14 protein-coding genes are annotated in these 12,732 nt (G+C 72.6%); 3 read left to right on the forward strand and 11 right to left on the reverse strand.

The genetic code is table 11. The features are described 5' to 3' along the window. Nucleotides 1–46: 46 nt before the first annotated feature. The 9 genes from QSK20_RS11470 to QSK20_RS11510 form a co-directional block, all read right to left on the reverse strand. On the reverse strand, nt 47–1,615 hold the full coding sequence (locus tag QSK20_RS11470; RefSeq protein WP_285788567.1) for a polyamine aminopropyltransferase: 1,569 nt from the start codon (nt 1,613–1,615) through the stop codon (nt 47–49). Beyond that, nucleotides 1,612–2,376 carry a hypothetical protein gene (locus QSK20_RS11475; protein WP_285788568.1) on the reverse strand — a complete coding sequence of 255 codons (765 nt, stop codon included), beginning with the start codon at nt 2,374–2,376 and terminating at the stop codon, nt 1,612–1,614. The genes QSK20_RS11470 and QSK20_RS11475 overlap by 4 nt, the downstream gene beginning before the upstream one ends. Further along, nucleotides 2,376–2,798, reverse strand: coding sequence for a DUF350 domain-containing protein (locus QSK20_RS11480; RefSeq protein WP_088981265.1), 423 nt, complete (start codon nt 2,796–2,798; stop codon nt 2,376–2,378). Before QSK20_RS11480 ends, QSK20_RS11475 begins: the two co-directional genes overlap by 1 nt. A gap of 126 nt (nt 2,799–2,924) precedes the next feature. Next, nucleotides 2,925–3,350: a DUF4247 domain-containing protein gene (locus QSK20_RS11485; RefSeq protein WP_285788569.1), complete on the reverse strand. Its 426-nt coding sequence runs from the start codon at nt 3,348–3,350 to the stop codon at nt 2,925–2,927. Further along, nucleotides 3,347–3,871: a DUF2617 family protein gene (locus QSK20_RS11490; RefSeq protein ID WP_285788570.1), complete on the reverse strand. Its 525-nt coding sequence runs from the start codon at nt 3,869–3,871 to the stop codon at nt 3,347–3,349. The genes QSK20_RS11485 and QSK20_RS11490 overlap by 4 nt, the downstream gene beginning before the upstream one ends. 2 nt (nt 3,872–3,873) lie before the next feature. After that, a complete protein-coding gene (locus tag QSK20_RS11495) occupies nt 3,874–4,506 on the reverse strand; it encodes a DUF4178 domain-containing protein (RefSeq protein WP_285788692.1) in 633 nt (210 codons plus the stop codon). 84 nt (nt 4,507–4,590) lie between these two features. Continuing rightward, nucleotides 4,591–5,427, reverse strand: coding sequence for a hypothetical protein (locus QSK20_RS11500; RefSeq protein WP_285788571.1), 837 nt, complete (start codon nt 5,425–5,427; stop codon nt 4,591–4,593). 44 nt (nt 5,428–5,471) lie between these two features. After that, nucleotides 5,472–8,066, reverse strand: coding sequence for an ATP-dependent chaperone ClpB (gene clpB, locus QSK20_RS11505; protein WP_285788572.1), 2,595 nt, complete (start codon nt 8,064–8,066; stop codon nt 5,472–5,474). 99 nt (nt 8,067–8,165) lie between these two features. Next, the gene (locus QSK20_RS11510; protein ID WP_285788573.1) at nt 8,166–9,260 is read right to left on the reverse strand and encodes a beta propeller repeat protein; all 1,095 of its coding nucleotides are present in this window, start codon (nt 9,258–9,260) and stop codon (nt 8,166–8,168) included. Between the two features lie 36 nt (nt 9,261–9,296). Between QSK20_RS11510 and QSK20_RS11515 the strand changes: the two genes are divergently transcribed. From QSK20_RS11515 to QSK20_RS11525, 3 genes are all read left to right on the forward strand, one after another. Further along, a complete protein-coding gene (locus QSK20_RS11515) occupies nt 9,297–9,797 on the forward strand; it encodes a cation:proton antiporter regulatory subunit (protein ID WP_285788574.1) in 501 nt (166 codons plus the stop codon). Nucleotides 9,798–9,804: 7 nt separating this feature from the next. Then, a complete protein-coding gene (locus tag QSK20_RS11520) occupies nt 9,805–11,010 on the forward strand; it encodes a cation:proton antiporter (RefSeq protein WP_285788575.1) in 1,206 nt (401 codons plus the stop codon). A 180-nt stretch (nt 11,011–11,190) separates the two neighbouring features. Further along, a complete protein-coding gene (locus QSK20_RS11525) occupies nt 11,191–11,616 on the forward strand; it encodes a hypothetical protein (protein WP_285788576.1) in 426 nt (141 codons plus the stop codon). A gap of 152 nt (nt 11,617–11,768) precedes the next feature. Here QSK20_RS11525 and QSK20_RS11530 read toward each other — a convergent pair whose 3' ends face one another. Then, nucleotides 11,769–11,999, reverse strand: a complete 231-nt coding sequence (locus tag QSK20_RS11530; protein WP_285788577.1) for a hypothetical protein — start codon at nt 11,997–11,999, stop codon at nt 11,769–11,771. A gap of 261 nt (nt 12,000–12,260) precedes the next feature. Continuing rightward, entirely contained in the window at nt 12,261–12,701 is a 441-nt protein-coding gene (locus QSK20_RS11535; protein ID WP_285788578.1) for a heat shock protein transcriptional repressor HspR, read from the reverse strand. Between the last annotated feature and the right edge of the window lie 31 nt (nt 12,702–12,732).

Genomic DNA, 12,732 nt, shown 5'->3' on the forward strand with positions numbered 1-12,732 from the left:
GCGACGCTCGACGTGCCGTACCCAGTCGCGCTCGACGCCAACCCGGTCAGTAGCCGCGCCACTCCACGCGGGCGTACTCCAGCACCTTCGGATCGAGCAGGGTCGAGGCGGGCACGTCGACCCGGCGGCGGTCGGCGGGGAAGTTCCCGGCGGCGGCGAGCGTGCCGGCGTCCAGGAAGCGCAGCGACGGGACGTCGTCGGGCAACTCCAGCGGGGGCGGGTTCGGGCCGGGGGCGGCCAGCACGAAACCCCAGTCACCGAAGGACGGCACGTCCACGTGGTACGGCCGGGTGGTGAAGCCGGCCGCCCGTACGGACGCCTCGATCGACCAGTACGACCGGGGCGCGAAGTACGGCGAGCCGGACTGCACCACCAGCCGACCCGTGTCGACGAGCACCGAACGCACCAGCGAGTAGAACTCGACGGTGTAGAGCTTCGCGGTGGCCGTCTCGTCCGGGTCGGGCAGGTCCGCCACCACCACGTCGAAGCGGTCCCCGGCGGTCCGCAGCCAGCCGAACGCGTCGGCGTGCACCACGCGTACCCGGGGGTCGGTGAAGGCGTCGTCGTTGAGCCGGCGCAGCTGCGGCTCGGTACGGGCCAGCGCCACCACGGCCGGGTCCAGGTCGACCACGGTCACCCGGCGTACGTCCGGGTAGCGCAGCAGTTCCCGGACGGCCAGCCCGTCCCCGGCGCCGAGCACCAGCACCTCGCCGCGTGGACCGTCCAGCGCGGGATGCACCAGCGCCTCGTGGTAGCGGTGCTCGTCCACCGAGCTGAACTGGAGGTCGCCGTTGAGGTACAGACGCAGGTCGGAGTTCTCGCGGCCGACCTCGGTCACCGACCGGGTCAGCACGATCTCCTGGTAGCGGCTGCGCTCGGCGTGCACCACCGGGTCCCGGTAGAGCTGCTGCCGGGCGGTCAGTTCGAAGTCCCGGGCGGTGATCCAGGCGTAGGAGAGGCAGAGCGCGACCACGACCGACCCGGCGGCGACCGCGACGTACGCCCGGCGGCTCAGCTCCCGCCGGAAGACGGTGACCACCAGGGCCACACCGGCGACGGCGTTCACCGCGCCCACCACGAGCGCCCCCTTGAGCTGCCCGAAGACCGGGATCAGCAGGAACGGGAAGGCGAGGCCGCCGAGCAGCGCGCCGACGTAGTCGGCGGCGAACAGGTCGGCCACCGCGCTGCCGGCGGACTGCTCCCGGATGCGTTGCAGCAGCACCATCAGCAGCGGGATCTCCGCGCCGATCAGCAGCCCGAGCACGAACGCGGTGCCGACCAGGGCCGGACCGTACAGGTCCAGCCAGGCGAAGGCCGCGTAGAGGCCGAGCACCGAGAGCCCACCGAGCAGCGCCAGGACCAGTTCGACCAGGGCGAACGCGGCGGCGGCCCGGGACTGGAGCGGCTTCGCGGCCAGCGCGCCCACGCCCATCGCGAACACCATCACGCCGAGCACGATGGACGCCTGACCGACGGTGTCGCCGATCAGGTAGCTGCCCAGCGCGACCAGGGCCAGCTCGTACACCAGCCCGCAGGCCGCGCAGACGAAGACCGCGACCAGGACGGCCGTGCGGGCCAGTCGCCAGCGCGGCCGTTCCGGTGCCTCGGTACTCACGGCCTCTTCCGGTTGTGCCGGACGCCCGGGGCCGCCATGGCCTCCGCAGCTGCCCGCCGCTCCTTGCGGCGCTGCACGAAGCCGACGGTGAACAGGAGCGCGGTGATCAGCAGCAGGCCGGCGACCCCGACGAAGTAGCCCCACCGGTCCCGCCACAGGTCGAAGCTGGTGTCCGGCAACGGCGACGGGGCCGCCTCCGGGGCCGCGGTGGTGACCGGGGCTGGATCGGTCAGGCCCCGCTCGGCCAGCAGCAGCGGCAGGGCGACCGCGGCCCGGGTGGTGGCCCAGCCGGGGTCGTCGATGAACGTCTCGTCGTTCAGACCGAACCGGTCCAGGCCGCCCTCGATGAGGAAGAGGTCGGTGCGGTCGAAGTCGCTGGACCCCTCGACGTCGATGGAGGCGAAGTCGTTGGACTCGCTGCTCTCCGGCGTCCAGTTCACGTTCGCCACGACCTGGACCCAGCGGGGGCACCGGGGGTCGTCGACCGGGGTGCCCTCGCCGAGGTTCGACCCCACGCTGATCGTGCGGCTGCCCTCCTCCAGCACCCAGCCGTAGCAGACGTCCTGCGCCTCGGCGGAACGCTGGAGCACCGCCACGGTCTCGGTGCGCTCGGTGGCGGTGGGCGGTGGGACGACGCTACTGGAGTTCCCGTTGAGGACGGCCGGCAGCACGCAGGCACCGACCGCCACCACGGTGATCACCACGATCCAGACGACCGCCGCGGTGGAGGTCTCCTTCTTCGCAGGCGTCGGGGCGGCCATCAGCTGATCGCGGCGGCGATGATCGCGCCGGTGGCGAGGTGGATGACGGAGCTGACCCAGACGGCGGGGTGCGGCTGCGGGTCGACCAGGATCTCGCCGAGCTTGCCGGGCGTCGCCACGTCCAGCAGGACGAACGCGGCGGCCATGATGACCAGGCCGAGAATCCCGTACGAGGCGGCGCCGACGATACCGAGGACGAAGTCGTCCTCGCTGGCGACGATGGCGGCGACCACGGTGATGCCGACGCCGGCCAGGTTGGAGGCGAGCAGCAGCGCGGCGTTCCGGTTGCGCTGGGTCCAGATCAGTTCGTTGAGCCGGCCGGGGGTGGCCACGTCGACGAGGACGTAGCCGATGCCCATGAGGACGACGCCGACCACCCCGTAGGCGAGGGTGACCAGCAGATCGGTGACGAGGGTCTGCACGGTGGGACTCCGAGGATGAGGGGTTTGTCGTCGGTCACCGCCGCTGCCGGGGCGACGACGGTGGGATCGTGGACCGCCGGCACACCGGCGGCGATGGTCACCCGGGCGGGTGGCCCGGGAGCGGGGTCACTTGCCGCTGCCGGGGCCGCCGCCACGGACCGTGCTGCCGCGCCCCCAGCCCCAGCTGTTGCCCACCGTCGAGTGGTAGCGGGGGTAGGCGGTGGAGAGGCGTTCCAGCAGGATCACCGACCCGGTCGCCACCGGCAGGATGACCACCGAGTCGTCGTCGTAGCGCAGGTAGACGCCGCTGCCGTCGACGTACTGGTCGGCCGGCTTCCAGGCGTCGGTCACCTCGTCCGCCACCTGGCTCGGACGCTTGGTGGAGGTGTACGCGATCGCGTCCCGGCCGATGTCCTGGCCGGTGGCCCGGGTGTACCGGTCCTCCACGTAGCCCCGGGGGGAGAAGTTGCCGTAGAAGATCGCGAAGGCGGCGACCAGCGCGCCGATCACGGCGAACGCCGCGCCGACCACGAACCACCGTCGATACGTCACAGTGTCACCACCGTATTGGTCAGGACCAGCTCATTGGTCTGCGGATACGCGTGCCAGGTGCGCCAGCGCACCGTGTTCGAAGCCGGATCGGGGACGACCGCCAGGGCGGTCACCGCGTCCGGGTCACCGGGGAAGACACCGACCAGGGCGTGTGGGTCGTCGGCCAGGTCGGCACGGAGAGCGGCGACCCGGCTGCTCAACCCGCCCGGCTCCGGCCGGAGCACGGTCGCGGTGAACGAGTAGCCGTCCGCCGGTTGGTGCACCGCGCTCGGCAGGTCCGGTCGCCGCCCCGGCAGACAGGCGACCGTCTCGGCCAGCACCACCGGACCGGACGAGCCGTCCGGCGCGGACCCGCCCAGGAGCACCTGGTGGGACGCGCCGAGCAGGCGTAGCCGGATCCGCCGCCCGCCGGACAGGTCGAGGTCGAGCACGTACAGGGCGGGCAGTTCCGGGCCGCCGAGTGCCAGGCTGAGGTCGGCGGCGCTGGTGTCGACGTACGGCGCGTCCAGGCTGACCAGCATGTTCAGCCCATCTTCTCCGGGCCGGCCTGCGGGTAGACCATCACCTCGGGCCGGCGCAGCAGCTCGCCCCGGGCGACCTCCCAGTCGGCGTCGCCGTACTTCTCGAAGGAGAGCCGGGCCTCGGCGGAGGCCGTGTAGTCGTGGTACCGGACGCTGCCGGTGGGGGCGAGGCCGGTGGTGCCGGTGGCGGTCCAGCGGGCCTGGCCCGACTCGTCGCTGCGGTACCAGCGACCGTCGAACTGGACGGTGGCCGGGCCGGGGGTGACCGTTGCGGTCGGCTCGGCGGTCCAGAGCACCAGCTCCAGGTCCGGGTCCTCCTCGACCGAGAGCCAGCGCTTGGTGCCGTCCGCAGTGTCCAGCAGGTGCTCGGCCCAGCTCCAGCCACCCTCGGTGAGGTGCAGCGAGCCGCGCACCGCGTAGGTCACCTGCCGGATCTCGACGAGGTCGCCGGGACGCAGCCGGCGCGGGTCGCCGCGCAGGGCGTCGGCGTCGTGGTCACGGAACGGATCGGCGACCGGCGGCGGCGCGGACGGGCGCTGCTTCGACCGGCGCAGCGCGACGAGGGCGACGACCAGGCCGGCCACCCCGAACAGACAGCCGACCGCCGTCACCAGGTACGCCAGTGTCCCGTTCACCATCGCCCGCCTTTCGTCCGCGTCGGCGCCTGACGGTAACAACCACACGCACCTGCGCAAACAGCAGCGCGATTGAGCGATCGGTCAGCTACCGGGCGTGTCCGGCGAGGGGCTCTGCGGCTGCTCGGGACGGGGTTGCGGGGGCAGGTGGACGGACGGGTCCGGACAGATCAGGTACCCCGGTGGCAGGGCGTACACCGGAGGCGTCGGGTACCCCGACGGCAGGACGGGCAGATGCGGGCCGGCGTACGGCCCCGACGCACCCGGCCAGGGCCATCCGGGCGGGGTCGGGGGCCGGTCCCCGTCGTCGGTGCGGAAGTAGCGGCTGCCGGGCGGCAGGGCCAGCAGCAGTACCACCGCCAGGGTGAGCAGCAGGGCGATTCCCACGCCGAGGCCACCGGCGGCGGTGAGCAGGTCACCGCCGACACCGGCGTCGCCGTAGAGCGTGTCGAGGAACTCGGACTCCTCCCACAGCGGCTCCCCGTCCGGACCGGTGGTCGGCTCCGTCCACTCCTCGCCGACCAGGAAGAACGGCAGGAAGGCGAAGCCGAGACAGCCCTGCCCGAAGCAGCAGAGCAGTTGCGCCCCACCGGCCACGAAGACCAGGACCCGGGCCGTGCCGCCACCCTGGAACACCGGCCGGGCGGTGGCGGCGAGCCATCCCGCCAGCACCAGGGCCGGCAGGCAGAACAGCACCGTCATGAAGAGGTTGCCGAAGCGTTCGCCGCTCACCTCGTCCGGGTCGGCGTCGGGCACCTTCGCCGCCGCCCGGTCGATCTGGCCGTCGAACTGCACGGCTGCGGCCACGGTCAGGCCCACCGCCACGAGCAGGACGACCACGGTGGCCAGTTGGAGCCAGAAGGCGACGGTGACGGCGGTCGGCCGAGCTGCTCGGACCGGCTCGGCCGGAGAGGGGATCATGCCCGGGGAGGGTACGGGTTCCCTCCCTCCCCGGGCACCACCGTTCAGCCGGCGGAGGTGACGGTGAGTGCCTCCTTGCTGTCGGCGAGGTCGACCCGGACCGTGTCGCCGTCCCGGATCTGGCCGGCCAGCAGGGCCCGCGCGAGCTGGTCGCCGATGGCGGACTGGACCAGGCGGCGCAGTGGACGGGCACCGTAGATCGGGTCGTACCCGTGCTCGGCGAGCCAGACGCGGGCCGGTTCGGTGATCTCCAGGCCGAGGCGGCGGTCGGCGAGCCGTCGGCGCATCCGCGCCAGCTGGATGTCCACGATGGCCCGCAGGTCGTCGCCGTGCAGGGCGGCGAAGACCACGATGTCGTCCAGCCGGTTGAGGAACTCCGGCTTGAAGTGCGACCGGACCACCGCGAGCACGCCCTCCCGGCGCTGCTCCTCGGCGAGCGTCAGGTCGCTGATCACCGACGAGCCGAGGTTGGAGGTGAGGATCAGGATGGCGTTGCGGAAGTCGACGGTGCGGCCCTGGCCGTCGGTGAGCCGGCCGTCGTCGAGCACCTGGAGCAGGATGTCGAAGACGTCCGGGTGGGCCTTCTCCACCTCGTCCAGCAGGATCACCGAGTACGGCCGGCGGCGCACCGCCTCGGTCAGCTGCCCGCCCTCCTCGTACCCGACGTAGCCGGGCGGGGCACCGACGAGCCGGGCGACGGAGTGCTTCTCGCCGTACTCGCTCATGTCGATGCGGACCATGGCCCGCTCGTCGTCGAAGAGGAACTCGGCGAGCGCCTTGGCCAGCTCGGTCTTGCCGACGCCGGTCGGGCCGAGGAAGAGGAAGCTGCCGGTCGGACGGTCCGGGTCGGCGACCCCGGCGCGGGCCCGCCGGACCGCGTCGGAGACGGCGGCGACCGCCTCGGGCTGGCCGACCACCCGCTCACGCAGCGACTCCTCCATCCGGAGCAGCTTGGCGGTCTCGCCTTCGAGGAGGCGGCCGGCGGGGATGCCGGTCCAGGAGGCGACCACGGCGGCGATGTCGTCCGCGCCGACCTCCTCCTTGAGCATCGCGCCGTCGGCCTGGAGCCGGGCCAGTTCCTCCTCCGCCGTCGCCAGGTCGGCCTTGAGCGCGGGGATGCGGCCGTACCGCAGCTCGGCGGCACGTTCCAGTTCGCCGTCCCGCTCGGCCCGCTCGGCCTCGCCGCCGAGCCGTTCCAGCTCCTCCTTGGCGGTGGAGAGCTTGGTGATGTGGCTCTTCTCCAGTTGCCAGCGGTCGGAGAGCGCGGTGAGCTGCTCGCGCTTGTCGGCCAACTCCTTGCGCAGCCGTTCGAGGCGCTCGGCGGAGGCGGCGTCCGGCTCCTTGGCCAGCGCCATCTCCTCGATCTCCAGCCGGCGGACCGCCCGCTCGATCTCGTCCACCTCGACCGGCCGGGAGTCGATCTCCATGCGCAGCCGGGACGCGGACTCGTCGACCAGGTCGATGGCCTTGTCGGGCAGGAAGCGGTCGGTGATGTAGCGGTCCGACAGGGCGGCGGCGGCGACCAGGGCGGCGTCGGTGATCCGCACGCCGTGGTGCACCTCGTAGCGCTCCTTCAGACCGCGCAGGATGCCGATGGTGTCCTCGATGGTCGGCTCGCCGACCACCACCGGCTGGAAGCGGCGCTCCAGGGCCGGGTCCTTCTCGATGTGCTCGCGGTACTCGTCCAGGGTGGTCGCGCCGACCATGCGCAGCTCGCCCCGGGCCAGCATCGGCTTGAGCATGTTGCCGGCGTCCATCGAGCCCTCGCCCTTGCCCGCGCCGACCACGGTGTGCAACTCGTCGAGGAACGTGATGACCTGGCCGTTGGAGTTCTTGATCTCCTCAAGGACGGACTTGAGCCGCTCCTCGAACTGGCCGCGGTACTGGGCTCCGGCGACCATCGCACCGAGGTCGAGCGAGACGAGCTTCTTGTCCCGCAGCGACTCGGGCACGTCCCCGGCGACGATCCGCTGGGCCAGCCCCTCGACGATGGCGGTCTTGCCGACACCCGGCTCGCCGATCAGCACCGGGTTGTTCTTGGTCCGCCGCGACAGCACCTGGATGACCCGGCGGATCTCCGAGTCCCGGCCGATGACTGGATCGATCTTGCCGTCGCGGGCGCTGGCGGTCAGGTCGACGCCGTACTTCTCCAGGGCCTGGTAGCTCTGCTCGGGGTCGGCGGTGGTGACCCGCCGGTCCCCGCCCCGGATACTCGGGAAGGCGGCGACCAGGTTCTCCTCGGTGGCTCCGGCGCTCCGGAGCGCGCCGGCGACCGCGCCCCCGACCCGGGCCAGGCCGGCGAGGAGGTGCTCGGTGGAGGTGTACTCGTCACCGAGCGGGCGGGCGATCTGCTCGGCCGCGCCGATGGCGTTCACGAACTCCCGGGACAGGGTGGGTTCGGCGATGCTGGAGCCACGCGCGGCGGGCAGCGTGTCGGTCGCGCGTACGGCGACCCGGCGCAGCTCGACCGGGTCGGAGCCGGCGGCGCGCAGCAGGCCGGCAGCGGTGGACCCAGCGGTGTCGAGCAGGGCCAGCAGCAGGTGCCAGGGTTCCACGGTGGCGTGCCCGCGCTGGTTGGCGACGGCGACGGCACCGGTGATGACCTCGCGGCTCTTGGTGGTGAGGCGTTCCGTGTTCATGGGCTCCCCCGGAATCGGCGTGTCCACTGAGAGAGACACAACCAGAGTTGAGCCTATTCCACTCAACTTCAGCGGTGTGAGCCGAGTCACACGGCGGTGTCAGCGGTGGTCGAGAACCACCCGCACCCAGTGCTGCCCGACGGAGAAGCCGCCGCCGGCCAGGACGACGTCGCCCGGCCCACGGGCGCAGAGCGTGCCGTCGGCGAGCACCGTGAGGTGGTGCTCCGGGGTGAGCGGCCAGGCCATCCGGTGGTACCGGTCGTTGGTCACCATCCCGGCCCCGCCCGGCCCGGTCACCACCACCATGCCGCCACCGACCGGAACCATCGACCGGATCCGCTCCGGGCGGTCCTCGGGGTCCACCAGTTCCCAACCCGGGCCGCCCTGCCGCCACAGCGCCGGGAAGGACGTCCGGTCCGGGCGCTCCCCGACCAGCCACGCCGTGTCCGTCGCGTCGATCACCGCGCGGAGCACGGACACCTCGCCGTCCGGCGGGGACACCGCCAGCCGCAGCCAGCGCCGGCCGCCGTCGGGCGACATCGCGGCGGACGGCCGGCCGTCGTGCACCCCGGCCACGACGATCCGGTCGTCCCGCGAGGCGACCGTGTTGATCCCGGGTACGTCCGGCTGGGTGTCCAGCGGACGCAACCGGCGGCCGTCCCACTCGGCGAGCTTCCCGGTGGCCTCGACGACCTGGAACCGCCCCTGCGCCCCGACCCAGACCGGAGGGACGGACCGGGAGTACGTGAACGTGGCGCCGCCGTCGGTCGAGGTGTACCAGCCGTGCGGTTCGCTGAGCAGCACGAGCAGATTGGAGGCCGTGTAGAGCTGCTGGTTGTCGGCGATCGGGCGGGGATGCCGCAGCTCCCGCCAGGACCGACCACCGTCGGCGGTGCCGTAGAGCAGGGCCGGACAGGCGGGACCCGGCGGCGTCCCGTCGCACGTGGCGAAGAGGGCGTAACCGTTCCGCGCGTCGCTGAACTCGACGTACGGCCGGTCGTACCGTTCGGGCACGGCGACCCGCACCTGGCGTACCTCGTCGAAGGAGGCCGGCGGCAGCGTCGTCGCCGGTGTCGACGGAACCGGTGGGGTCGGAGGAGCCGGCGGTCGGCGCCGGACGTCCCCGATCGCGCAGCCCGCCAGAGCTGGTACGAGCAGCAGTGTGACCAGCCACCGACAACGCCGCTCGGTCATGGCCCTCCTTCGCGCCGGTACCGTACCGTGACCGCCGTGCGAGTACGTGTCGAACAGACTGCCCTACCGGGAATCGGTGTACGTCACGACCTGTTGACGGAGTCCGGACGCCGGCTCGGCGTGGTGTCCCACCGCAACGGCCGACGTGATCTTGTCCTCTACGACCCTGATGATCCCGATTCCTGCCAGCACGACATACCCCTGACCGACGACGAGGCGGAGGCGCTGGCCGACATCCTCGGCGCGTCGCTGATGCTCGGTCAGCTCACCGGGCTGCGGGAGCAGGCCGCCGGGCTGCTCACCGAGCAGATCGCCATCCCGGCCGGCTCGAAGTACGTCAACCGCCGGCTCGGCGACACCAAGGCCCGGACCCGCACCAGCGCCTCCATCGTGGCGGTGCTGCGCGGCGGCGAGGTGATCGTCTCGCCCGGCCCCACCTTCCGCTTCGAGGCCGGTGACGTGGTGGTCGTGGTCGGCAACCGCAAGGGGCTCGACGGGGTCACAGCCATCCTCGCCGACAGCGACCCGGACGGCTGAGGCGCGGATGCACGACTTCACGACGCTGCTCATCGAGGTCGGGGCGCTGCTCTTCCTCCTCGGTCTCCTCGGCCGGCTCAGCCGCCGGATCGGTCTCTCCCCCATCCCGCTCTACCTCCTCGCCGGGCTCGCCGTCGGGCACGGCGGCATCCTGGAGATGCACGCCAGCGAGGAGTTCTTCGCCGTCGGCGCGGAGATCGGCGTCATCCTCCTGCTGGTCATGCTCGGCCTGGAGTACTCGGCGAACGAGCTGGTCGGCAACCTGCGCTCGGCGGCCCCGGCAGGCCTGATCGACGCCGTCCTCAACGCTCTGCCCGGCGCGGCGTTCGCGCTGCTGCTCGGCTGGGACTGGATCGCCGCCGTGGTGCTCGCCGGCATCACCTGGGTCTCCTCGTCCGGGGTGATCGCCAAGGTCCTCGCCGACCTGGGTCGGGTCGGTAACCGGGAGACACCGGTGGTCCTCTCGGTGCTGGTGATCGAGGACCTGGCCATGGCGCTCTACCTGCCGTTGGTCACCGCGCTGCTGGCCGGCGTCGGGCTGCTCGGCGGCGGGATCGCCCTGGCCATCGCGGTCGGGACGGTGCTGCTGGTGCTGGTCGTGGCGATCCGGTACGGCGACCTCATCTCCACCGCGATGTCCGCGAAGGACCCGGAGGCGCTGCTGCTCGGGGTGCTCGGGATGACCCTGCTGGTCGCCGGCATCGCGGCGAAGCTCCAGGTGTCGGCCGCAGTCGGCGCGTTCCTGGTCGGCATCGCGCTCTCCGGTCCGGTGGCACACCACGCGACCGAGTTGCTCACCCCGCTGCGGGACCTCTTCGCCGCAGTCTTCTTCGTCTTCTTCGGCCTGGTCACCGACCCCCGGGACATCCCGCCCGTGCTGCTGCCGGCGCTCGCCCTGGCCCTGGTGACCATGGGCACGAAGACGATCACCGGATACCTGGCCGCCCGCCGGGCCGGCATCGCCGAACCCGGGCGATGGCGAGCCGGGCTCGCCCTGGTGCCCCGGGGCGAGTTCTCCATCGTCATCGCCGGACTGGCGGTGGCCAGCGGCGAGGTCCCCGCCGGGCTGGCCGCGCTCGCCACCGCGTACGTGCTGATCACCGTGGTGACCGGCCCGATGCTCGCCCGCCTGCCGGATTTCGCCTGGTTCAAGCAGTGGCTGCGGCGTCGGGCGGCGGCCCGACCGGTGGAACCGGTCCCGACCCCGGACTGACGCGACGTCGGCCGGCCGGGTCGCCCGGAAGGGGGAACCGGCCCGGCCGACGGTCGCTGAATCCGTCCCGCCGAGGTCTTCCGCCGCCGCGCCGGGCCGCGCTACCGTTTCGCCCCAGCACACCAGGTTCCCGCGGACACCCGGTACGCCCCGCGGGCACGAGCGGAAGGCTGCCGGTACGTGCCCGAGTCGACGTTCCCCGGCTTCGCCAATCCCGTCGACCCGTCTCCGGCGGAGCTGCGGACGTGGGCGTACCAGCCGGACTCGGTGCCGCTGGCATCGATGCCGCCGGACTGGGACCTGCTCGTCGCCGGTGACCACCTGGTCCCGACCCTCTTCGAGCTCGCCATGGACCCCGCCTGCCCGGCCCGGCGGTTCGCGCTGCACTGCCTCTACATCTACGCCGCCGACGGCATCCGCACCCAGTTCCGCGCCCACCCGAAGCGTCGTCTGCGCAAGCTGGTCGAGCAGGCCGAACTGACCGGCGACCACCTGGTCCGCACCTGGGCCTACAACGCCCGGGTGCTCATGGAACGGCCCGACCTCTTCGACTACCACGACTGGTGCGAGGGCGGCCTGGTCCGGGAGAACCGCCGGCTCGGCTGAGCGGGGAACGGGCGTCACCCCGGCGGCAACGACAGCCGGGGCGCGACTCCCCGCCAGGGCCCGTCCGCCCGGCAAACCGGCCGGGCTGCTGAGGCACAGGCCGGGATGCACGGGAAACGGGCCGGGACCCCCCGTGGATCCCGGCCCGTGCCTCAGGTGCCTGCGCCGTGCTTCCGGCCCTTCCCGCCCGGCCCCGGTCGCGGTGCCGTCCGGTCCGGCCCGGCCCGGTCGCCCTCGGCGGTGCTCCGACGCTCGACGGCCCGGCCGGGCTTGCCGGCGAACCGACTCCCGGTGATGGCGTCGAACTTCTCCCGCACCGTCTCGGCGACCCGGTCCAGGCGCTCCTCGGCCTGCTGTGCCACCTTCTTCGCCGGCTCCGTCATGCGCCTCCCCCTTGCCGTCACCCGCCCCTGGCTCCGCTCGGCCACGACGGTGGGCCCGGCTGGTGCGGACTCGACCTGGTTCCGAGGCTAGTCGGGCGGAGCCGGCCGGGCCGGCGGTTCCCGGAACAGGGCACCACCCTGCACCAGGAGGACGGTGCAGGGTGGTCAGCGGTGGTGAGGGTGGTAGCAGGGGACCCCTGCTCATCAAAAAGCGGTAACAGGGGACCCCTGCTACCACCACCACCGCAGCAGAGGCGGGAGTCAGCGGTCGTTGGGGCGGCGGGGCCGCCACACCACCAGTGCGGTGGAGGTGCGGGTGGTGGGGACGATCTCCCGGCCGGGGAAGCGGGCCATCGCCTCCAGCTCGGCGATCCGCCGGTACGCGGCGTTCAGCTCCGTCTCCATCTCGGCGAGCCGGGCCTGGGCCTGCTCCAGGAGCTGCTCCAGGCCGATGATCCGCTTGATGCCGGCCAGGTTGACCCCGTCGTCCTGGCTGAGCCGCTGCACCTCACGCAGCAGCACCACGTCCCGGACGCTGTAGCGGCGACCACCACCGGCCGCCCGCCCCGCCTGCACCAACCCGAGCCGGTCGTACTGCCGCAGCGTCTGCGGGTGCATGCCCGCCATCCGTGCCGCGACCGAGATCATGAGTACCTTGGCGTCGTAGGCAGGGTCACCCGAGCCGACGAACCCGTCCGCCATCCCGCTCACCTCCGCGTGTGCTCCACCGTGC

The organism is Micromonospora sp. NBRC 101691 (assembly GCF_030269285.1).
Lineage (GTDB): Bacteria > Actinomycetota > Actinomycetes > Mycobacteriales > Micromonosporaceae > Micromonospora > Micromonospora echinospora.